This window comes from Acetobacter orleanensis (assembly GCF_001581005.1).
GTDB lineage: Bacteria > Pseudomonadota > Alphaproteobacteria > Acetobacterales > Acetobacteraceae > Acetobacter > Acetobacter orleanensis.
This window is the reverse complement of sequence record NZ_LHZV01000067.1, coordinates 21,826-42,748: the sequence shown is the minus strand read 5'-3', so window position 1 is coordinate 42,748 and position 20,923 is coordinate 21,826. Positions and strand designations below refer to the sequence as shown.

The following is a 20,923-nucleotide window of genomic DNA, read 5'->3' as shown; positions in this document are numbered from 1 at the left end:
TAGCTGAGCAGGGTTTTTAACTGACCGGCGTGGCGCAGACGTTGGATTGGCCGGGGTGGTGCTCGGCCGCATCCGGGTCATCCGGGTCTTGCAGAAAAAATTCTGTAAAGTTGTCTGACCCTAAAGCGTAAAAATGGTGGCGGTCAGGGTTGTGCAGGGTGCCGTCACTATTGACCTCATGCGTTTCCACGCGGCCTTCGGGCGTGCGGATCGTAATTTCACCGCACAACGTATAGGTGTGTTTAAGGCGTCCTGTTGGCGTGGTGACCCGGACTGTCTTTTCCTGTTTCTGGTCATCCAGCCGAATGGTGGCGGCAAGTGTGCCATCAATATAAAGGCGGGAGACTTCTGAGATTTCCGAGCTAGCCTTGCCGTCTGTTACGGTAAATTCGTCAGCCAGCGCGGGTACTGCTGCTAGGGGCGCTGTGACAAGCGCCAGACAAACCGCTAAGGCCGTGCGGGAGATGGGGGCAAGGCTGAAAAAATGCGTCATGGAACCCGAACCGCTGACAGGAAAATTCTCTTGTGACTAGAGCAGAAAACGACCAGACCTGCCAGCCGCTAGACTCTCTGCTGGCATTGGGCACACGGCATTTGGCGGAAGCGGGCATTGAAGGCCCACGGCGGGAAGCGCGCCTTTTGCTCACTTATGCGCTGGGGCTGACACCCGAGCAGATGCTCTCCCGCTCTCCGCGTGATCTTGTGCCCGAACAGCCTTTTCTGACGTATCTGGCCCGGCGGGCCGCGCGGGAACCGATGGCCTTTATTACGGGCAGTCAGGGCTTCTGGACGTTGGATCTGGCGGTTTCTCCCGCAACGCTGGTGCCCCGTGGAGATAGTGAGACGTTGCTATCCTGCCTGCTGGACTATTGCCCGGATACACAAAGCCGCAAAGCCATGCTCGATCTGGGCACAGGCACCGGTTGTTTGCTACTAGCGGCTCTCGCGGAATATCCGCAGGCATGGGGGATAGGCGTTGATATCAATCCTGCTGCGGCGGTGTTGGCGCAGGAGAACGCTGTGCGTTGTGGTCTGGCGGACCGGGCTATGTTCATGGCCGGAGTGTGGGATAACGCCCTCCATGGCCAGCGGTTTGATGTGGTGCTGAGTAATCCGCCTTATATTCCCACAGCGGATCTTGCGGCTTTGATGCCGGAAGTAAGGGTGCATGAGCCTGTGGCGGCACTGGATGGCGGGGCGGATGGTATGGAGGCGTATCGTGTGCTCTGTGCCCGTATGCCCCATCTGCTGGCTCCCGGTGGCGTGGCGATTTTTGAAATCGGTGTCGGGCAGGGGGATGATCTGCGCGCCGTGGCGGTTAAAGCCGGGCTCGATGTGGTGGAAATTCGCTCAGATTTTGGGGATGTGCCCAGAGCCGCGGTTTTGCGGGTCTGTCGTGAAACGGGCGCATAAAAAAACTGGTTGGCTTTAGGGCGTCTGGTTGATAACATAGTCATAGCTTATCCTTTTGGTAGCGATGGTCTTATTTTTAGCCGCTACCCGGACAAGCCATGGGGCTTTTCACTCAGCAGCGGTTTCCTCTGCGCTGGATTAAGCCCGTTCCGAAAGACAATTCGGCCTTCAGTCAGGAAACGCGTCTTAACACACTAGTCTTGGACTGTTTCTTCATGCGGAAAGCCATGAACAGGAAAGTGCTGCGATAGCTCATGAATGTAAAACGGATGCGAACCAGAAATCATCGCTCCAGCGGTGGGAGTGGTGGTCCTTCCCGGCATCTGAACGGTCAGATCCCGATGAACCGGAATCACGTTTTTGACAGCCACGGCCCCGATGTCCGTGTGCGCGGGACGGCTCAGCAGCTTTTTGAAAAATATCTCCAGCATGGTCGGGACGCGACGGGTGCGGGTGATCGTGTTGCGGCGGAAGCCTATTTTCAACATGCCGAACATTATTTCCGCATCATGAACGCCATGGCGCAGGCTGCTCAGCAGAGCCAGCAGGAGCGTGCGGAACGTCAGGCGGTCCGTCATTCCAGCCGTGGACACATGAACTCCGCTGATGACACGAACGAAGGCCATCACGATCAGGACGAGATGCCGCAGCCGCAGCATGATTCCGAGCCTCAGCCAGAATTTTCTGAATAACTGAGAAAAACAGTCCGTGTTTTGCCCCGATGCTTTTGCAAGCGGAAGGGCAGGGCGCGATGTCTTCCATGCTATTTGGGTTGCATGGAGTGGCAACACCTGTGTCTGCCTGTTTAGCAGAGGCGCTGCGTCGGCCGTTGGCTGCACTCTATAAAGGGGGAAAGACCGAACCCTTTAAAATCAGTTTACCTTAGCTGTGAAACAGTCAAAGGCTAATAACCTGATTTTTAAGGAAAGATGGTAGCGGCGGACGGATTTGAACCGCCGACCAAGGGATTATGATTCCCCTGCTCTACCGCTGAGCTACGCCGCCATCGTTCGGTGGAGGTGATCTACTATCGGGAGGTAGACCCCGTCAAGACATGTTGCCTGAATTTATTACAAAAATTGTGCCACCCGTCTTATTGGTCGAGATTCCCACCACCAAAAATGTAATTGCTTACCTGCTGTTCCAGACTGGAGGGTTCCACTGTATGCGTCATCATGGTGCCGGGTTTGACAGGCGTATGGGATGTGCCCGGCTCGATCTGCAAGGCGTTGTCGGATGAGAGGGTACTGCTGCCAATGGTCAGAACGCTGTCTTCCGGCAGCTTGAGTTCAGCATTCAGCCGGAAACGGACAATGGCCATCTGGGAGACTGGGTCCAGCGTGATGGAAGAAACGCGCCCGACCAACACGCCGCCAAGGTCTACATCCGCGCCATGCTTCAACCCGTTGGCGGAAACGAAGCGCGCGGAAAGGTCATACTGGTCCTGTCCCGGCACAATCTGGGTGGCGCGGGCATAAAGCGCGAAGGCCAGAGTGCCAGCCAATACTGCACCGCTAAAGATGCTGGCGCCTGCGCGGCCACGTCCCGTCATAATGTCCGTTTCTCCTGCTGTGGCGCGTTGCGCCTGACTCCATCAATGCTTGCAGCACGTACGCACATGGTGCAAGGACAACCTTCTTTTCTTTAAGACGGCCAGATCAGGGTTTGTAGCGGATGTCTTTCTTTCAGGCGATGATCATTGCGCTTCTTCAGGGCGCGACGGAGCTTTTTCCAGTCAGTAGTCTGGGGCATGCCGTCATTCTGCCAGCGCTGCTGCACTGGTCTTTTGACCAGCATGCGCCAGCTTTTCTGCCATTTCTGGTCATGCTGCATCTTGGCACGTCCGTCGCGTTGCTGATTTTTTTCTGGAAAGACTGGATGGCGCTGGCCAAAGGCGCACTAGGGGGAGAGGGCAGAAGCCTGCAAATGCAGAGTCTGCATATCCTCAGCCTTCTGGTTGTCGCGACCATTCCCGCCGTTATTATCGGTCTGCTGTTTGAGCATATGCTGCGTAGCCTGTTTGGCTCGGCCTCCACTGCGGCTATTTTCCTGTTTCTAAATGGTTTGATGCTGCTGCTGGCCGAAAAATTACGGGGCGTTTCCCGGCACACAGATTCACATCATGCAGATGTGCGTAATGTGGCGGACATGACGTACAAGGATGCGGTCGTTATCGGTCTCTTCCAATGTATTGCGTTCTTTCCGGGCTTTTCGCGTTCGGGCGCCACGATCTGCGCGGGTTTGCTGCGTGGCCTGCGGCACGATACGGCCGCACGCTTTTCCTTTCTGATGGCTGAACCTGTTATTCTCGCCGCCACTGTCCGTGAGGCCTTCAAGCTGCGGTCCGAACCGTTTGATCCGGCTCAGATGCATCTGGCCATGATTGCCGCCGTTGTGTCCGGCATTACGGCACTGGCCAGCACCGCGTTCCTCATGCGCTATTTCCGCGATCATGACAGATGGGCGCTTTCTCCCTTCGCCTATTATTGTATAGCTGCGGGTGCCATCTCGACTGTAATTTTTCATTTCTCTTCGTAAACAAAACGCTTACGCTGTGCAGGCGCGGGCTTAATACTATGCTGGCAGACCGGGCTGGATTATCAGGCCCGGTTTTTGGTTGGAGGTTACACAGGCTCTCATGGGGTTTTCATCCTGCCCGGATACAGGGCGGTCTCGTCGCAAATCACTTGAGAGAATTGAGCAGGAAAATGGTGCTCAAAGGCTGAAGAGAACGCTGGGGCCTGTGCAACTGACCATGCTGGGGGTTGGGTCCACCATCGGGGCGGGCATTTACGTCATGACCGGCACGGCGGCCGCCAATTATGCCGGACCGTCTATTCTGCTGTCCTTTATTGTGGCCGGGCTGGCCTGCCTGTTTACGGCGTTATCCTATGGTGAACTGGCTTCAGCCATGCCGGTTTCAGGCTCGGCCTATACCTACGCCTATGTGTCTATGGGTGAAGCCTATGCGTGGGCTGTTGGCTGGCTTCTGTTGCTGGAATACGGCATTTCCTGCGCGGGGGTTGCTGCGGGTTTTTCAGGCTATGCCGTCAGTCTCCTTCAGGATTTCGGGATTCAGATCCCACATGGGCTGACAACAACAACCCTGCGGGTGATTTTTGATAGCGCCGGGCGGCATATTTCCAGTGGTAGTCAACTGGATCTGGTCGGCGCGTTTTCCATCCTTGTTGTCACGGTTCTTCTGATTTTCGGGGTCAAGGAATCCCTGCGGATCAATACGGCGATTGTCTTCCTGAAAGTAGGCGTTCTGGCTGTGTTTGTGGCGCTGGGCCTGTGGCAGATTCATCCGGCTTACTGGACGCCTTTTATCCCTCCGCATGAGGGTGGGTTTCGATACGGTATTCCGGGTATTTTCCGGGCGGCGTCCATTATTTTCTTTGCCTATGTGGGATTTGAGGCGGTTTCAACAGCCTCTTCAGAAGCACGAAACCCCCGGCGTGATATTCCGGTCGGGATTGTACTGTCTCTTCTGATCTGCACGGCGGTTTATATGATTGTGGCCGCTGTGCTGATTGGTGTCGTGCCGTGGCGGCTGCTGGATGTGGGAGACCCTCTGGCCGTGGCTGTTAATGCCATGCATCAGCCATGGCTGGCCTTTTTTGTTAAGATTGGCGCTGTCATCGGTCTGTGTTCTGTGCTGTTCGGGCTGCTCTATGCCCAAAGCCGTATTTTTTTTGCGATGGCGGAAGATGGCCTATTGATGCCTCTGTTCTGCACATTGCACCCGCGTTTTTGCACACCATGGATTGGCACCATTCTGCTGGGTGTGGTGGTGGCCATTGCGACGGCCACGCTGCCGATTGATATCATCAGTGATCTGGTCAGCCTCGGCACGGCCACCGCGTTTGGGATTGTCTGCTTTACGGTCATCTGGATCCGCAACACCGCGCCGGAATCTCCACGCGCTTTCAGCGTGCCGGGAGGTGGTTTTACCGTAAAAGGGATGTGGATTGGCTATGTGCCGCTGATGGGCATCCTGTTCTGCCTGATCATGGCGGCCCCCCTGTTTATTGATATGATTTTTGCACTCTTTTCCGGTGATCCGGTGCCCGCGACCCTGCTGGCTGTTTACTGTTTTTGCGGCTGGGTCAGCTATCGGTTTTATGGCCGTAAACATTCCCGCCTTGGGCTGGAACAGGCAGAGCGCGAAGGGGTGGTCTGAGCGGCCTCTCTGGTTTGTCCTCTCTAGCCTGACAGTGAGAGTGATAGGGCTGTTCCGACGGTCCGGGATTGGCGCTTCAGGTGAAGCGTCGTGTAAAGCGCCATATCAAAGTGTCCCCGGGGCTTTTGTTCGGGGTTAGGGACCGCGCAGAGTTTCGGACTGGTCCCGAATGGCCGCAAGCATGCGACGGCGGATCAGCCCGCTGACCGGCCGGATTAGATACCAATAAGGCATGAAACGCTGTCTAGCTCGGTCTGTGACGCAGAACACACGTGTTTCTGTTACCAGCCGGTGGGAACGCCCCGGCCCCGGCTGGATGGTAAAGCCGAGGGCGAGCTTGCAGACATCGTCCTGCCGGGGGGCAAGAAATGCGTCAGTCGAAGGGACGGTGCACAATCCGTACCCTGCCTGCCAGAACGCGCCGATGAGGCCGTAAATCAGGACTGAATTGCCTTGTTGTTCCAGTAGCGTGAAATCGGAGAGGTCCAGAGTTCTTTGCCGCCTGTGGCCAAGTAACCGGGCGGGCAGTTCCCGCAACCGGATGGCTGCGCGGACAAGTGGATCGTTTTCACTCCGCCATGCAGTGACAGCCTGCATGATGCGGCCGTCCGGGGCGGAAATGTCAATGCTGTGCCGTTCTCTGAAGTCGAAGCGCGGCAGGATATCGTCCAGCGGGTTCATCGGTGCTTTCTCTCCCTCTCTCCGATGCGCGGGCCAGTCTATATAGGGCCAGTCTCTCGATCGTATAAAAGGATCGTTCCGTAGCGCATCGCGCAGTGTGCGGTTGCTTCCTTGCTGGTGAGGGAGATCGCCACGCGGTCCATATTGCCGCACCCTGCTTCAGTTTGCGGGTAAGCGTCGTAGTGACCTGATCGGTCACGCTCTATGAGTATTGAGGGGCGTGTCCCGCTGATGGATCGGCGGAGCAAGTTCTGTCATGGGTGCGGTGCTGTGCGCGTTTATGACCGTCAACCGTTAATCGTTCATCGGGTAAGAGGCCAGCAGGCGCTTCTGTCGCCGCCACAGGCGCACACCGTGCCAGAGACCGCTGGATTTCCAGCCTTCCTTTTTCTTCTTGGCGCCGATGCGGAAGGTTTCCCCGTAATGGTGGAATTGCGCCGCATAGGCCTCGCGGAGTGTGGTGCTGGAATCCCAGATATGCGTGGCTTCCGAGCCGACGCCGTTAATTTCGATAATTTCGAATTTCTCGCCCTGACGGAGGGCTTCAACAGACTCGAATTTCACATCCACCCGACCAAAATGGAAATCGGGAATGTCCTGCATGATCTCGTCCAGCCGGTTGACCAGAGTGGGGGTGATGTCCGCGGCACCATTGCGGAAAATGGCCCCTTTGCAATGATTGCCCGCAAAAACGAGGTCCAGCGTTTTCCCACGGGGCAGCACCTCATTCAGGCGGGATTGCAGGCGCGGGGTATAGATATGGAGCAGCAGGCTGGTACGCGGGTCCTGTTTGAGCAGGTCCAGAACCGATGAGCGCCCGTCACCCACTAGCATGGGAATATCCTTGTAGGTGAGGGATGAAATCTCACCACGAGGACTGTCCGGGTGCCGGATATAGAACAGGCCCGCTTCATGCCGGTAAGAAATAAGGCGCTGGAGCACCAGTTTGATCCCGCGAGGGAACGCGGCCAGAGCGGCGGTCAGGTCCGCTTTCGTGCGGGCGAGTTTGACGCCCGTGCCGTTGCAGCCGATATCGGGTTTGACCACGACGGGTACGCTCAGGCCTTTTTCTGCCAGCGCATCCAGCGCACGGTGTGTGTCGTCCGTTCCGGTGAGTATCGTCGTGTAAGGCGCGATCCAGCGGGAGGCCACGCTGCCAGCCATATCCAGAATGCTGCTTTTGCTCTCACAGCACAGGCCGCCTGTTTCAATCCGGGGGTTGGCGGCGGTCGGCGTGCTGAAATCCCCGTAGCGGATGCCCTGTAGAATCCAGTAAATGACGACTGGTGTGTAAAATGCCCAGCCCGGCCAGAATTCAAAACTGGAAAGCGGCGAGCCAGATTTGCGCCGGGTTGGTTCTGCTGCTGTCGGCATTGCTGATGTGGGCACCGCGTCGAGGGAGGAGGATGTGGACAGATGGGTCATTTTCCCTGCCTCTGAATGCGGGTGGCAATGCGACCCATAATGATGATGACCAGCACAAAGCCGAAAATGCCGACCCAGCGCCACGCTCCAAGATGAGCCAGCAGAAACCCACCAACGTGCAGCGATAGCGCAAACAGGGCGGATGTCCAGATCATGGTGGCGAGAATGGTGGCCAGTGTGAACGTATGCAAACCAGCATTGAAAAACCCGCAGGCTGTATAGAGCGGCAGGCGGGTGCCGGGCACAAAGCGGCTGATAAACACCACCCTGAAGAGCTTTTCTGTCAGCCAGCGGCGTTGCATGTCCCGCTCTGGCGTGTTGATCCATCTGCGGGCCGGTGGCCAGCGCGCAGCCAGATAGCCCAAGCCATAAAGCCCAACATCTCCGGCAACAATTCCGACATAAAGCGCAATTAAAGCTGTGCCCGGAGCGAGTGTGTGCAGCTTGACCTGAATGGCCGTAAGAACTGTTGCCGCGTCTTCAAGAATAAACGTGGCAAGGATAACGATAAGAACCTGAATAAGCGGGTGTGCTGTTGTCAGTTCAAGAAAGTGATCCAGAGATCCGGGCATAAAGCAGAAAGGTCCACAGGTCGGAGTGCAGGGTGGCGTAGCAGGAAGTGGGGGAGAAAGGGAGGCTCCACACACATGAATGTCAAGCACGACGCCAGATATAGACGCGGCATAGGGCAGGAAACCCCCGGAGCAACCGTATCCGGGAGACAGGCAGGATGTGGGAGGATAAAGTGTTAGTCTGTCCCACAGGGTTCATGTGACGAATAGCAAGGCTGATACAAAATGCTGAGAAGACAGTTTCTGGTATGCGGGGCTGTGTCTGCCGCTGTGGCGACGCCCGCTTTTGCGAAAAGCAAGGCAGCAAGGTCCTCCTCTGCGGCTGAGCAGGGCAGTTACGCCGCGTTTCTCGCCGGTGTGCGGCGCGAAGCGATCAGCCATGGCCTTTCCGCTGCTCTAGTGGACGAGGCACTGGCGCTGACAGCGGAGCCCAACCAGAAAGTGCTGAAAGCAGACCGTCATCAGCCGGAATTTACCCTGACATGGGCGCAATACAAAGCGCGGGTCATTACCGATAAAAAGATTTCAGACGGGCAGGCGGCTGTCAGCAAACGCGAGGCGCTGCTGGGGAAGATCAGCCAGCTTTACGGTGTGGACCGGGGCGTTATTGCCGGGATCTGGGGACTCGAATCCGCCTATGGCACCAAGATGGGCACGTTCCATGTGGTCGATGCGCTGGCGACTCTGGCCTATGACGGGCGGCGCGCCGCTTTTTTCCGTGCGGAACTGTTCAAGGCGCTGACGATTCTGGGGCAGGGCGACATTACGCCCGCCGGAATGCTGGGCAGCTATGCCGGGGCCATGGGGCAGCCGCAGTTTATGCCCAGTGCGTATGAGCAGTATGCGGCCAGTTTCCCCGCCGGAGGCCGCCGCGATATCTGGAATAATGAAGGGGATGTCTTCGCCTCCATTGCCAACTATCTGGCCAAGTGCCACTGGATTGCTGGCCAGCCGTGGGGGGAGGCCGTTGATGTGCCTGAGACCATTGAGCAGGGGCAGATCGGGCGGTCCATCATGCGTCCGGTGTCCTACTGGGCAACGCAGGGCGTGCGCCCGCAGGGCGGGGGTGATTTTACCAATATGGGGCTGAGTGGCGCTGTTATCCGGCCAGATGGCGTTGGGGGGGAGGCCTATATGGTGTACCACAACTTCAATGTTATCCGGCGGTATAACCCGTCTGATTTCTATGCTCTGGGTGTTGGTCTTCTGGGTAGTGCCGTGGTGTGAAAAAAGCCGTTCTTCTCTGTTGTGTGGGCGTTGCGGCCTGTTCCCGGCCGCAACCCGTCGTCAAGCCTGATGTGCATTATGTGGTGGGGCCAGCGTGGCGGGCCGGAACCGCGTGGATGTATCCGCGAGAAAACTTTGCATATCAGGCTATGGGGCTGGCGGTGCGGCAGGCAGACTCCGGCCCGTCTCTTACGACGGATGGAGAAGTGCGTAATCCGCTTTCCATGACGGGAAGTCACCCGACCTTGCAGCTTCCTGCGGTCTTGAGCGTCATCAATCTGGATAACGGGCGTGAAGTAACCATTCGCGTGAATGATCGCGGCCCGGCAGAAGCCGGACGGGTTCTGGGGCTTTCCCGTAAAGCGGCTGATCTGCTGGGGATGGGGGTAGGGCCAGCGCGCGTGCGGATTGTGGAGGATGAAGCCGCAAGCCGCCATCTGGGCGAAGTGCTGCCCGGTGGTCCAATGCTGGAAATTAGTGCGGCACCGCGGGGTGTCGTGACCCAAACGGACCTCGGCAGCGGGCCAGCATCTCCACAAACAAGGGCCATAACGACAGCGGCGGAGGCTCGCGCTGCGTCTGCGGGGCAGGTCGCAAGTGCAGAGCCCCTCCAGTTGCCGGACTTGCCCGTGCAATGGCGGCAGGGGCAGCCTGTTGCCACCCAACTCTGGGTTGAATTTGCAGATTTCACGGGACGTGGCGCGGCTGCAAGGCTGGCTGCGCAGAATGGAGGTGTGGTCTGGCCTTCTTTTACGCCACAGGGCAAGATGTGGGCTGTCCGACAAGGACCTTTTACGACTATAAGCGACGCGGATGCGGCCCTGAAGCGCGCACTCGCTGATGGCTTGACCGGATCTCATATCGTCGTCGAATAGGAAAGAACGTGCAAACTCGACGGTTACTTCTCGCAGGGGGCGCTGCCCTCCTCTCAGGCAGCTACTCTCTGACTGCTTTTGCCCGCAAGCCAAAAGGAGCGCACCCACATGCGGCCGCTGCCGCGCCGCCTCAAGCGGATGCGGTCGCTCAAACGCCTGCGACAACGCCTGTCGGCCCGGTGGATACACTGGCGCGCTGGGCTTGTATTATTGACTATAAGAGTGGCGCGACCCTGCTGGAAAAAGCAGCGGATGAACGCATGCCCCCGTCTTCCCTGACGAAGATGATGACGGCTTATGTCACGTTCAGCATGCTCAAGGCTGGTCGCCTGCGGCTGGATCAGGCTCTGCCGGTCAGTGAGCGCGCATGGCGGATGCAGGGCTCGCGCATGTTTGTGCCGCTTGGCCAGAGCATTCCTGTGCAGGACCTGATTCAGGGCATGGTCATCCAGTCCGGCAATGATGCCTGTATTGTGCTGGCGGAAGGCATTGCCGGGTCTGAAGAGCAGTTTGTCGCTCTGATGAACGAGATGGCGGGCAAGCTTGGTCTCACCAACTCGCACTTCATGAACGCGACCGGCTGGCCTGCGGAAGACCATTACATGACCGCCCGCGATGTGGCCTATCTGGCGCTGCGGCTGATTCATGATTTCCCGGAATATTATCATTATTTCTCGGAAAAAGAGTTTTTCTTCAACAAAATCCGTCAGGCGAACCGCAATGCGCTGGTGGTCAAAGGGCTGGCTGACGGCCTGAAAACCGGCCACACTGAGGCTGGTGGGTTTGGCCTCTGCGCATCGTCCGAGCGGGAAGGGCGTCGCGTCATTATGGCGATTAACGGCCTGCCGACGGATGGGTCCCGCGCGCGTGAGGGTGAACGCCTGATGGGCTGGGCCTTTGCCAACTTCGAGTCCGCTACCATCGTCTCCAAAGGGGACGTGCTGGAACAGGCTCCTGTCTGGATGGGTGTCAGCCAGACCGTGCCGCTGGTCGCCGCGCAGGACTTCACGATGATGCTGCCGCATGGCTGGCGGAATGGCACCCATCTGTCTCTGGATTATCAGGGACCGCTGGCTGCTCCCATTCAGCAAGGGCAGCCGGTCGGGCAACTGACGGTTATGTTGCCCGGTGGGCGGCAGGCTCTGGTGCCGGTTGTGGCGGGGCAGAGTGTGCCTGCTCTTGGTGTGCTGGGGCGTGCAGCGCGCCGTCTGCATCTCTGAGTTATGGCAAAAGGTCTGTTTGTCACACTGGAAGGCAGCGAAGGGGTGGGGAAATCCACCCAACTGCGGCTTCTTCAGTCCGCTCTTGCCTCTTTGGGGTATGATGTTCTGACAACGCGGGAGCCGGGAGGCTCTCCCGGAGCGGAAGATTTGCGACAGCTTTTGCTGTTTGGCAAAAATCCGCTTTCCCTACGGGCGGAAATCCTGACGCATTTTGCCGCCCGTGCGGACCATCTGGATCAGATGATTATACCCGCACTGGACAAAGGGCAGATTGTGATCTGTGACAGATTCACGGATTCAACCATGGCCTATCAGGGGTATGGGCGGGCGGAAGGAGATCCGGATGTTCTGGATATGATTTCTCGCCTGCAGAGCCAACTGGGGCGTGGTCCGGATATGACTTTTCTGCTGGAAGTGCCGCGTGATATTGCACGGTTGCGTCTGGCTGCGCGCGGTGCCCCGGTTGACCGGTATGAGCAGTCTGACGAAGCGTTCCACGCCCGTGTGAGCGCCGGGTTCCGCGAAATTGCCCGCTACAACACCGGGCGTATCCGTAGGTTAAACACGGATACACAGGCAGAAGAATCTCTTAATAGCCTGATTGTGAAAGATATTCTTTCTCATTTTGCGCGAGTTTAAGCTGTGGTGGGTGACCCGCGTTTGGCTTCCCTGCACCTGCATGGGCACGAGGCTCCCCTTAAGGCATTTCGAAAAATCTTTGAAGGTGGTCGTCTCCCGCATGCTTGGCTGATTACTGGGCCACCGGGTATTGGCAAGGCGACTTTTGCGTTTCGGCTCGCCCGAATTATTCTGGGCGGAGAAGAGCCAGAAAGCCCGGCAGGCCGCCGCATTTCAGCCGCGACACACGCTGACCTTCTGGTTGTCAGCCGCAGCTTTGACGAAAAAAAACAGCGCTTTCGTGGCGAGATTGTCGCGGATGAAGTGCGGCCTATCAACGCTTTCTTGCGTCGTACGGCGGCGGAAGGCGGGTGGCGCGTTGTTCTTGTTGATGGTGCGGAATGGCTCAACCGGAGTGCAGCCAACGCGCTGCTGAAAATCCTTGAAGAACCACCGCCACAGGCTGTCCTGTTACTGACATGCTCAGCGCCGGGGCGTCTGCTGCCTACCATACGGAGCCGGTGTCGTCGGTTGGAACTGGAACCGCTGGCCCCTATGGATATGATGGCCGTTCTGCGGGAGAGCCAGCCCGAAGCCTCCACGGAAGAACTCAGCCGCGTGCAGGCGGCAGCGCACGGCGCACCGGGCCGGGCTGTTGCGTTTCTGGCTGATCAGAATGGTCAGATTGCGGGTCTGGTGGAAGAAACACTGAACGGGGTTTCCGCAAGCCGAGGGTATGAGATTGCGGAGGTTGTTCTCCGCAAAGAGGACGGTTTTAATTTATTTTTCAGCCTGTTATCGGATTGTCTTCAGGAACGCGCGCGCTTGGCCGCGCGGCAGGGAAACCCTATATGCACGGCTCTGGCTGATGCGTGGGAAGCGATCATGCGTCTTCAAAGCGAGACGGAACGCTTTAATCTCGATAAACAGGAAACACTTCTCGAAGCCATGACTATTGCGAGTATTGCATGACCCGGCCTTTCTACGTCACCACCCCGATCTATTATGTGAACGGCGCGCCGCATATTGGCCATGCCTATACCTCCGTGGCTGCGGATGTGCTGGCCCGGTTCCATCGTCTGGCTGGGGATGATGTGTTTTTCCTGACCGGCACTGATGAACATGGCCAGAAAGTAGAGCAGGCAGCACAGGCAGCGGGCGTGGAACCAAAAGCCTTTGCCGACCGGGTGTCTGATGACTTCCGCAGCATGGCGGATGCCATGGCGATTTCCTACGATGATTTTATCCGCACCACGGAGCCGCGCCATATCAAAGGCGCACAGGCGCTCTGGCAGAAAGTGGCGGAGAATGACGCCATTTATCTGGGCGCGTATGAAGGCTGGTACGCGCTGCGTGATGAATGTTTCTATGGTGAGGACGAACTGATTGACGGCCCGGACGGCCAGAAAGTCGCCCCGACTGGCGCGCCTGTTGAATGGGTGAAGGAGCCATCCTACTTCTTCCGTCTTTCCGCCTTTCAGGACCGTCTGCTGGCCCATTATGAGGCCAACCCGGACTTCCTCGGCCCACATGGGATGAAGCGCGAGATTGTCAGTTTTGTGAAGCAGGGGCTGCGGGATCTGTCCATCAGCCGTACCAGCTTCAACTGGGGTATCCCGGTGCCGGGGGATGCGGCGCATGTGATGTATGTGTGGTTCGATGCGCTGGCAAACTACCTTAGCGCACTGGATTACCCGGATACGTCAGCCCCTCGCGCACGCTTCTGGCCTGCCAGCCAGCATCTGGTGGGCAAAGATATTGCCCGCTTCCATGCCATTTACTGGCCCGCTTTCCTGATGGCTGCCGGGATTGAACTGCCGAAGAAGATTTTTGCAAACGGCTGGTGGACGGTTGAAGGCCAGAAGATGAGCAAATCTCTGGGCAATGTCGTGGACCCGCGTGATCTGGTGCAGGAATTCGGGCTGGATACCGTGCGCTTCTTCCTGCTGCGGGAAGTACCGTTTGGCGGAGATAGTGATCTGTCCCGCAAGTCTCTGATCATGCGGAATAATATTGAACTTGCGAATGATCTGGGCAACCTCGCGCAGCGCACGCTGTCTCTGGTGGCGCGGAACTGCGGCGGCATTCTGCCGGAGCGGCGCACCTTAACGGAAGAGGACACACACCTTCTCAACCATGTGGCGGTGCTGCCGGAGTTGATGGCAAGTCAGATGGACCGATGCGCCCTGACGGACGCTCTGGAAGATGTGTGGAAGATTATCCGCGCCTGTAACGCCTATATCGACCATCAGGCTCCTTGGGCGCTCAAAAAGACCGACCCGGAACGGATGAGCGACGTGCTGCGTGTGCTGGTGGATGCGCTACGGGGTATTGCCACCATGCTTCAGCCCTACATGCCGCAGAGCATGGACCGGATGCTGACCCAGCTTGGTGTTGCGGAAGAGGAACGGACTTTTGCCGCGCTGGAAACGCCTCTGCCGGGTGGCCGCCAGTTGCCCGCGCCGCAGGGCATTTTCCCGCGCTATGTGGAAGCAGCCGACCCTGCGTGACTGAGCGCCTGTTTCAGAACGCCCCACAGCCTTCATCTCTAAATGTTAAAAACAGCCTCTGAGAGCGTTATGACCGGACTGATCGATTCTCACTGTCATCTGGACCATTATACGGATGAGGAAATGCCCGCCTTGCTGGCAGCGGCCAGAGATGCCGGGGTCAGCGGGATGGTGACGATAGGCACCCGTTTGGCCCGTGCGGATGAGCAGAAACGTCTGACAGGGTTTGGCACACCAGATGTAAAGGTGTGGTGCACGGTTGGCACCCACCCGGACCACGTGGAAGAAGGCCCCGTGCCGTCTGTGGATGAGATTGTTGCGATTGCCGATGCGCCGGAAGTGGTTGGCATTGGCGAGAGCGGGCTTGATTATTTCCATGGAGCGGAAGAGATCAGGCCGCTTCAGCATGAGAGCTTCCGCAGGCATATTGGGGCAGCGCGTGCGCTGAATGTGCCCATCATCATCCATGCCCGTCAGGCGGATGACGATGTGGCGCAGATTTTGCGGGAAGAGACAGAAAAGGGGGCATTCCCCATTCTGTTGCATTGTTTTGCATCTGGTGTGGATCTGGCCCGATGTGTGGTGGAACTGGGTGGCTCTGTCAGCTTCTCGGGTATTGCGACCTTCCCGAAATGCGGGGAGTTCCGTGAGGTTGCGCGAGACCTGCCAGCGGACCGTATTTTGGTGGAAACCGATTCGCCCTATCTCGCCCCCGTGCCACGCCGGGGGAAGCGGAATGAACCGGCTTATGTGGCTTATACCGCAGCCTGCCTTGCGCAGGAGCGCGGGCAGGATCTGGCCGCGTTTACGCAGATGACGACCGATAATTTTTTCCGTCTCTTCCGCAAGGCGGTCTGAACAGGGAAGCAGACGGCATGAAGGTAACAATTCTGGGGTGTGGCGGGTCCGCTGGGGTGCCAATGCTGGGTGGCGACGATGGCCACGGCATCTGGGGCCAGTGCGATCCTGCCGAGCCCCGGAATAGACGCAGCCGCGCATCTCTCTTTATTCAGATGGAAGATGGCGAGGGAATTCTGGTGGATACCGGGCCTGATATCCGCGCCCAGTTGCTGGCTAACGGGATCAGCGCCTTCAAATCCATTTTCTATACTCACGCTCATGCGGACCATATTGCCGGGCTGGATGAGGTGCGGGGCATTAACCGCGTTATCGGACAGCCAATCACGGCCTTTGGGACCGCCTTCGTGCTGGAAGAAATCCAGACACGCTTTGATTATGTCTTTCGGCCATGGACACCGCCTCATTTTTTCCGGGCGGTGGTTGAGGCGCAGCCGGTGCCTCTGCATGGGGATGTGGTGATGGGTGGATATAAAGTCTCGCTGTTCGCGCAGAACCACGGTCGTATTGAATCCGGCGGCCTGAGATGCGGAGATTTCGCTTACAGCACGGATGTTGTGGAATTGCCCGAGGCGTCTTTTGAGGTGCTGGCCGGGGTTGATACGTGGATTGTCGATTGCTTCCAGAAGCAGCCGCACAGCGCCCATGCTTGGCTGGACCGGGTTCTGGAATGGAAAGAACGCGTTCAGCCCCGCCGGGTGATTCTAACCCACCTTGGCCCAGACATGGACTGGGCTTGGATGTGCGATAATCTGCCAGATGGTGTTGAGGCCGCATGGGATGGGTTGAGTTTTACGCTGCCAGACCCAGAAAAAGGCTGAAATCGCTTTCTAGCCGGTAATCTGGCATCAGCACCTATCCTCCGGCCTTTCACGGGCAGTTTTCTGTAAAAACCTGACGAGTTTTTCTTAATATCCTCCCCGGATCATACGGGTTATCACGGGGAGGTTGGATGTGGCTGCTGGGAAGCCGATTTTAACGGCTCATCAGCACAGTCAGGTCGGCATGTTCCAGCGTGTAGCGAGTCACCCCCCCCAGAATGAGCTGACGCAGGCGGGAGTGGGAATAAGCGCCCATTGCCAGCATATCCGCGCCAAAATCATGACAGGCGGCAAGCAGGCCTTTGCCAACATCACGGTCAACAGGCGGAAACTCCACGGCTTCGGCTTTGATGCCGTGGAAGGACAGATAGTCGATCACATCCCGCGCCTTGGGGCCGCGACGCTGATAATCCTCGCAATGCAGCACACGGACAGCTTCCGCCGTATGAGCCCATGCCAGAGCGCCCCGCAGGGCGGATGATGATTCTGCCGTGCCGTTCCAGCCAATGCACACGCGTTTGATCATGCCCGTAGGCGTTGTGCGGGGAGCAATGACAACCGGGCGTCCACTGTCAAAAAGCACCGCGTGGAGTGTTTCTGAAGAAGAGACCTCTGCCCCGGAATCGGGGTGGGGTACCAGCGTAAAGTCAGACAGGCGGGCGTGAGCGGGGACAATCTCGCTTTCCGCGCCGCTCAGAATGTTAAAGCTGATGCTCGCCTTATCCCACGGGAAGGAAGAGTGCGGGGAGATGACTTCAATATCCGGATGTGCCGCCACAAAGCGTTCAAACAGAGCGCGGACCTCCTGCGCGTGGCGGGAGCTTTCATGCTCAGCGGTACGCATCAGGTCTTCCACCATGGCACCGGACAGACCTTCGCCAGCCAGCGGTGCGATGTCCCGGCCATCCGGGCGGACATGCAGCACAGCCAGATGCGCGCCAAACCGACGGGCGAAATTATAGCCACGGGTTAGCGCGGCTTCTCCATTGGAGGTGCTCACCATGGGGAGCAGGATTTTACGGACGTCTTTCATTGTTTTTATTCTCCGCCTCTACAGGAATCGGGCTGGCCGAAAGGATAATCTTGTTCCACAAGAGTTATGGATATAAACGCGTGACATTCCAGTTGTTTCCCTCACGCGTCCAAGTCGCACGGTCATGCAGGCGGTAGGGTCTTTCCTGCCAGAATTCAAAACACTTGGGAGAGACGCGGTAGCCGGACCAGTTGGCGGGGCGGGGGATAAGGTCCTGCCCTTCATACCGTGCGTCCACATCCTTCAAGCGCTGCTCAAAAATGGCGCGGTCCGCCAGCGGGCGGGATTGGTCGGACGCAATGGCACCCATGCGGGAGATACGGCTCCGACTCGCAAAATAGGCATCCGCCTCTTCTGGCGTGACGGGGGTGACACCCCCTTCAATCCGGATCTGCCGCCGCAGGCTTTTCCAGTGGAACAGCAAGGCAACGTGGGGATTTTCCGCCAGTTCGTGCCCTTTGCGGCTATCTTGATTGGTGTAGAAAACAAAGCCGCGCCGATCCATGCCTTTCAGCAGAACGATACGAGCGGACGGGTGGCCATCAGGCGTGCTGGTCGCCAAGACCATGGCGTTCGGGTCAGAGGGCTCGGATTTTTCAGCATCCTGCATCCATGCGGAAAACAGGGTGAACGGATCGGCGGTGAAGTCGATCAGCACTGATGAGGACTCTAGAGCGGAAGAAGACGTGGATTCAGTCATGCTCTGTTTCTTTCAGCATCGAAAAAAAAGACGTTCTTCACGCTTTGTATCGAAACGGAAGAACGGTTTGAAGCGTTAGCAACCGCTTTGGTCTTGTTTAGCACGCTGTGGTATGCGACCAACCGCTACACGTTTCAGAGTAGTCTCAATAGACAGGTCGAGGTCACAGCATGTCTTCACACAACACCACATTGCCCGCCCGGGGCACATTGATGCAGGGCAAAAAAGGTCTGGTAATGGGTGTTGCCAATGATCGCTCCATTGCTTGGGGTATTGCTCAGGCCGTGGCGGCGCAGGGCGGCGAGATGGCTTTCACCTATCAGGGGGAAGCCCTTGGCAAGCGCGTTAAGCCGCTGGCTGAAAGCATTGGCGCCTCTCTGGTCCTGCCATGTGATGTGACGGATGATGCCGCTCTGGACGAGCTATTCGCCACGCTGGAGCGCGAATGGGGCAAACTGGATTTTGTGGTGCATGCCATTGGCTGGGCCGACAAGCAGTTCCTGCGCGGGCGGTATGTGGATACCCCGCGTGAGGCGTTTCTGACGGCTCTGGATATTTCCTGCTATTCCTTTACCGCTGTCGCCCAGCGGGCGTCCGCGCTGATGAAGGACGGCGGATCTCTGCTGACCCTGACTTATCTGGGTGCTGAGCGCGTTATGCCGCATTACAACGTTATGGGTGTTGCCAAGGCGGCGCTGGAAGCCTCCGTGCGTTATATGGCGGCTGATCTGGGCCGGGATGGCATTCGCGTTAACGGCATTTCCGCCGGGCCCATCAAGACGCTGGCGGCCAGCGGGATTGGGGATTTCCGCTACATTCTGAAGTGGAACCAGTATAACGCGCCGCTGGAACGCAACGTGGCTCTGGAAGAAGTGGGTGGCGCTGGGCTTTATATGCTCTCTGACCTCTCTTCCGGTGTCACGGGTGAAATCCACCACGTTGACTGCGGCTACAATATTGTGGGGATGAAAAACCCCACGGCTCCGGATATTTCTGTATCAGGCGACTGAGGTTTACTGTGTCCCACAACAGCTTTGGTCATCTTTTTCGCGTCACGACATGGGGTGAAAGCCATGGACCGGCCATTGGCTGTGTGGTGGATGGCTGCCCGCCACGTCTGCCGTTAACCGAGGCGGACATTCAGCCGTTTCTGGACCTGCGGCGGCCGGGCCAGTCAGCCTTTACCACGCAACGGAAAGAGCCGGATGCGGTGCGCATCCTCTCTGGCGTGTTTGATGGGCAGACAACCGGCACGCCGATTTCCCTCCTGATTGAAAACACGGATCAGCGGTCCCGTGACTATGGCGATATTGCCCAGACCTATCGCCCCGGCCATGCGGACCTCACCTATGACCTGAAATACGGCATCCGGGATTATCGTGGCGGCGGGCGCTCATCCGCGCGTGAAACGGCGTGCCGTGTTGCTGCGGGGGCCATTGCGCGGCAGGTGCTAGGGCAGGGGGTGCGTATTCGTGGCGCACTGGTCCAGCTCGGCCCGCATAAAATTGACCGCTCCCGCTGGGACTGGGCCGAAGTCACGCGCAACCCGTTTTTTTGCCCAGATGCGGCGTGTGTGCCGGAATGGGAAGAGTATCTGGCGGGTATCCGCAAGGCGGGTCTGTCCATTGGCGCGGTGATTGAAGTTGTAGCGGAGGGCGTGCCTGCCGGTCTGGGTGCGCCGATTTACGGTAAGCTGGATTCCGATCTCGCTGCCGCCTTGATGAGCATCAACGCCGTCAAAGGTGTGGAAATTGGCGATGGCTTTGCGTCCGCGGCCCTGACCGGCCTTGAAAATGCAGACCCGCTTTCCATGCAAAATGGTGAGATTGCGTTCGGCGCGAACCACGCTGGCGGTATCTTGGGCGGCATTTCCAGCGGTCAGCCAATTGTAGCGCGGTTTGCGGTCAAACCGACCAGCTCGATGCTGGCCCCGGTGCCGTCTGTCACGCGGGATGGTGAGAATAAAGAGGTGATTACCAAAGGCCGCCACGATCCCTGTGTCGGGATTCGGGCTGTGCCGGTTGGGGAAGCCATGATGGCCTGCGTGCTGGCAGACCATCTGTTGCGGCATCGTGGGCAGGTCGGCTGAGGTTTAGCCGATCAGTTTTGCGTCCAGCGTAATGCGGGCCTTGAAAAGCTTGGAAACCGGGCAGCCGGTTTTGGCTTTGTTGGCCAGTTCCTGAAACTGCTCCGCCGTGGCGCCGGGCACGTTGGCTTCCAGCGTGAGGGCTACGGCATCAATTTCAAAACCATCGGCAACCTTGGTCAGGCTGACTTCCGCCTTGGTGTCGATAGAGTTTGCCGTAAGGCCTGCGTTCCCCAGAATTAGAGAAAGCGCCATGGAAAAACAGGCTGCGTGCGCAGCGCCCAGAAGTTCTTCCGGGTTGGTGCCGGGTTTGTCTTCAAAGCGGGTGTTAAAGCCGTAAGGCTGGTTCTTCAGCGCATTGCTTTCAGTGGAAACGGTGCCATGCCCTTCTTTAATCGGGCCTTCCCAGTGGGCAGTGCCGTATTTTTTAATCGCCATGGACTGCAATCCTTTATTCTCTGTCGGGATGAGAGTGTATGAAACGCTCCTCCTGCCGTTAAGTTCATGCAATGCTGCTCCGCTCTCGCAGAGATGAGAACTGCGTCAGGCGGAAGTTGTGGCATAGGATAAAGTCCATAACCACACGGGTTACCTTAACACCTGCTCTTGCGCCGGAGCAGGCACCACGGCGAGCGGAGCGCATTTTGCCTTCCTCCTGCTGCCGTTGGGAAGAAATGGGCTGAGAATGCGGAGACCAT

The 20,923-nt window shown here is 57.8% G+C and carries 23 protein-coding genes and 1 tRNA gene; 14 read left to right on the top strand and 10 right to left on the bottom strand.

All coding sequences use genetic code 11. From position 1 onward, the window contains the following. Window positions 1-16: 16 nt before the first annotated feature. Entirely contained in the window at window positions 17-493 is a 477-nt protein-coding gene (locus tag AD949_RS12095) for a hypothetical protein (protein ID WP_048836036.1), read from the bottom strand. Window positions 494-525: 32 nt separating this feature from the next. Here AD949_RS12095 and prmC point away from each other — a divergent pair, with 32 nt between their 5' ends. Together prmC and AD949_RS13875 are read left to right on the top strand one after the other, a co-directional pair. After that, the gene (gene prmC / locus AD949_RS12090; RefSeq protein WP_048836037.1) at window positions 526-1,413 is read left to right on the top strand and encodes a peptide chain release factor N(5)-glutamine methyltransferase; all 888 of its coding nucleotides are present in this window, start codon (window positions 526-528) and stop codon (window positions 1,411-1,413) included. A gap of 254 nt (window positions 1,414-1,667) precedes the next feature. Then, window positions 1,668-2,105: a DUF4167 domain-containing protein gene (locus AD949_RS13875; protein WP_082064738.1), complete on the top strand. Its 438-nt coding sequence runs from the start codon at window positions 1,668-1,670 to the stop codon at window positions 2,103-2,105. 238 nt (window positions 2,106-2,343) lie between these two features. Here AD949_RS13875 and AD949_RS12080 read toward each other — a convergent pair. Further along, window positions 2,344-2,418 (bottom strand) — tRNA-Met (locus AD949_RS12080). An 88-nt stretch (window positions 2,419-2,506) separates the two neighbouring features. Further along, window positions 2,507-2,965, bottom strand: a complete 459-nt coding sequence (locus tag AD949_RS12075) for an MlaD family protein (protein WP_048836039.1) — start codon at window positions 2,963-2,965, stop codon at window positions 2,507-2,509. Between the two features lie 122 nt (window positions 2,966-3,087). Between AD949_RS12075 and AD949_RS12070 the strand changes: the two genes are divergently transcribed. Next, the gene (locus tag AD949_RS12070; protein WP_048836040.1) at window positions 3,088-3,951 is read left to right on the top strand and encodes an undecaprenyl-diphosphate phosphatase; all 864 of its coding nucleotides are present in this window, start codon (window positions 3,088-3,090) and stop codon (window positions 3,949-3,951) included. Between the two features lie 100 nt (window positions 3,952-4,051). Further along, window positions 4,052-5,596 (top strand): amino acid permease, encoded by a 1,545-nt coding sequence (locus AD949_RS12065; protein WP_048836041.1) that lies wholly within the window; start codon window positions 4,052-4,054, stop codon window positions 5,594-5,596. A gap of 135 nt (window positions 5,597-5,731) precedes the next feature. On the opposite strand, the gene AD949_RS12060 is transcribed toward AD949_RS12065, so the two are convergent. The 3 genes from AD949_RS12060 to AD949_RS12050 form a co-directional block, all read right to left on the bottom strand. After that, window positions 5,732-6,277: a DUF2867 domain-containing protein gene (locus AD949_RS12060; RefSeq protein WP_048836042.1), complete on the bottom strand. Its 546-nt coding sequence runs from the start codon at window positions 6,275-6,277 to the stop codon at window positions 5,732-5,734. A 294-nt stretch (window positions 6,278-6,571) separates the two neighbouring features. Further along, complete coding sequence (locus AD949_RS12055) at window positions 6,572-7,651, bottom strand: ATP-grasp domain-containing protein (protein WP_048836173.1); 1,080 nt, start codon at window positions 7,649-7,651, stop codon at window positions 6,572-6,574. 47 nt (window positions 7,652-7,698) lie between these two features. After that, the gene (locus AD949_RS12050; protein WP_048836043.1) at window positions 7,699-8,274 is read right to left on the bottom strand and encodes a DedA family protein; all 576 of its coding nucleotides are present in this window, start codon (window positions 8,272-8,274) and stop codon (window positions 7,699-7,701) included. A 225-nt stretch (window positions 8,275-8,499) separates the two neighbouring features. On the opposite strand from AD949_RS12050, the gene AD949_RS12045 reads away from it, so the two are divergent. The 8 genes from AD949_RS12045 to AD949_RS12010 all read left to right on the top strand — a co-directional run bounded on the left by AD949_RS12045 (window position 8,500) and on the right by AD949_RS12010 (window position 16,406). Next, window positions 8,500-9,501 (top strand): lytic murein transglycosylase, encoded by a 1,002-nt coding sequence (locus AD949_RS12045; RefSeq protein WP_048836044.1) that lies wholly within the window; start codon window positions 8,500-8,502, stop codon window positions 9,499-9,501. Then, complete coding sequence (locus tag AD949_RS12040) at window positions 9,498-10,376, top strand: septal ring lytic transglycosylase RlpA family protein (protein WP_048836045.1); 879 nt, start codon at window positions 9,498-9,500, stop codon at window positions 10,374-10,376. The genes AD949_RS12045 and AD949_RS12040 overlap by 4 nt, the downstream gene beginning before the upstream one ends. An 8-nt stretch (window positions 10,377-10,384) precedes the next feature. Then, a complete protein-coding gene (locus tag AD949_RS12035; protein ID WP_048836046.1) occupies window positions 10,385-11,596 on the top strand; it encodes a D-alanyl-D-alanine carboxypeptidase family protein in 1,212 nt (403 codons plus the stop codon). Window positions 11,597-11,599: 3 nt separating this feature from the next. Then, entirely contained in the window at window positions 11,600-12,238 is a 639-nt protein-coding gene (tmk, locus tag AD949_RS12030) for a dTMP kinase (RefSeq protein ID WP_048836047.1), read from the top strand. Window positions 12,239-12,241: 3 nt separating this feature from the next. Further along, a complete protein-coding gene (locus AD949_RS12025) occupies window positions 12,242-13,189 on the top strand; it encodes a DNA polymerase III subunit delta' (RefSeq protein WP_371277349.1) in 948 nt (315 codons plus the stop codon). Continuing rightward, the gene (metG, locus tag AD949_RS12020) at window positions 13,186-14,727 is read left to right on the top strand and encodes a methionine--tRNA ligase (protein ID WP_048836048.1); all 1,542 of its coding nucleotides are present in this window, start codon (window positions 13,186-13,188) and stop codon (window positions 14,725-14,727) included. The genes AD949_RS12025 and metG overlap by 4 nt, the downstream gene beginning before the upstream one ends. Window positions 14,728-14,796: 69 nt before the next feature. Further along, entirely contained in the window at window positions 14,797-15,585 is a 789-nt protein-coding gene (locus tag AD949_RS12015) for a TatD family hydrolase (RefSeq protein ID WP_048836175.1), read from the top strand. A gap of 17 nt (window positions 15,586-15,602) precedes the next feature. Next, on the top strand, window positions 15,603-16,406 hold the full coding sequence (locus AD949_RS12010; protein WP_048836049.1) for an MBL fold metallo-hydrolase: 804 nt from the start codon (window positions 15,603-15,605) through the stop codon (window positions 16,404-16,406). Window positions 16,407-16,560: 154 nt separating this feature from the next. Here AD949_RS12010 and AD949_RS12005 read toward each other — a convergent pair whose 3' ends face one another. Continuing rightward, a complete protein-coding gene (locus AD949_RS12005; protein ID WP_048836050.1) occupies window positions 16,561-17,439 on the bottom strand; it encodes a universal stress protein in 879 nt (292 codons plus the stop codon). A gap of 64 nt (window positions 17,440-17,503) precedes the next feature. Next, window positions 17,504-18,139, bottom strand: coding sequence for a pyridoxamine 5'-phosphate oxidase (gene pdxH, locus AD949_RS12000; protein ID WP_048836051.1), 636 nt, complete (start codon window positions 18,137-18,139; stop codon window positions 17,504-17,506). Window positions 18,140-18,309: 170 nt separating this feature from the next. Here pdxH and fabI point away from each other — a divergent pair, with 170 nt between their 5' ends. Together fabI and aroC are read left to right on the top strand one after the other, a co-directional pair. Beyond that, a complete protein-coding gene (gene fabI, locus AD949_RS11995) occupies window positions 18,310-19,149 on the top strand; it encodes an enoyl-ACP reductase FabI (protein ID WP_048836052.1) in 840 nt (279 codons plus the stop codon). 8 nt (window positions 19,150-19,157) lie between these two features. Beyond that, window positions 19,158-20,228 (top strand): chorismate synthase, encoded by a 1,071-nt coding sequence (gene aroC / locus AD949_RS11990; RefSeq protein ID WP_048836053.1) that lies wholly within the window; start codon window positions 19,158-19,160, stop codon window positions 20,226-20,228. A gap of 3 nt (window positions 20,229-20,231) precedes the next feature. On the opposite strand, the gene AD949_RS11985 is transcribed toward aroC, so the two are convergent. Together AD949_RS11985 and AD949_RS14250 are read right to left on the bottom strand one after the other, a co-directional pair. After that, window positions 20,232-20,663 (bottom strand): OsmC family protein, encoded by a 432-nt coding sequence (locus AD949_RS11985; RefSeq protein ID WP_048836054.1) that lies wholly within the window; start codon window positions 20,661-20,663, stop codon window positions 20,232-20,234. Between the two features lie 64 nt (window positions 20,664-20,727). Further along, on the bottom strand, window positions 20,728-20,868 hold the full coding sequence (locus tag AD949_RS14250) for a hypothetical protein (RefSeq protein ID WP_169795431.1): 141 nt from the start codon (window positions 20,866-20,868) through the stop codon (window positions 20,728-20,730). Between the last annotated feature and the right edge of the window lie 55 nt (window positions 20,869-20,923).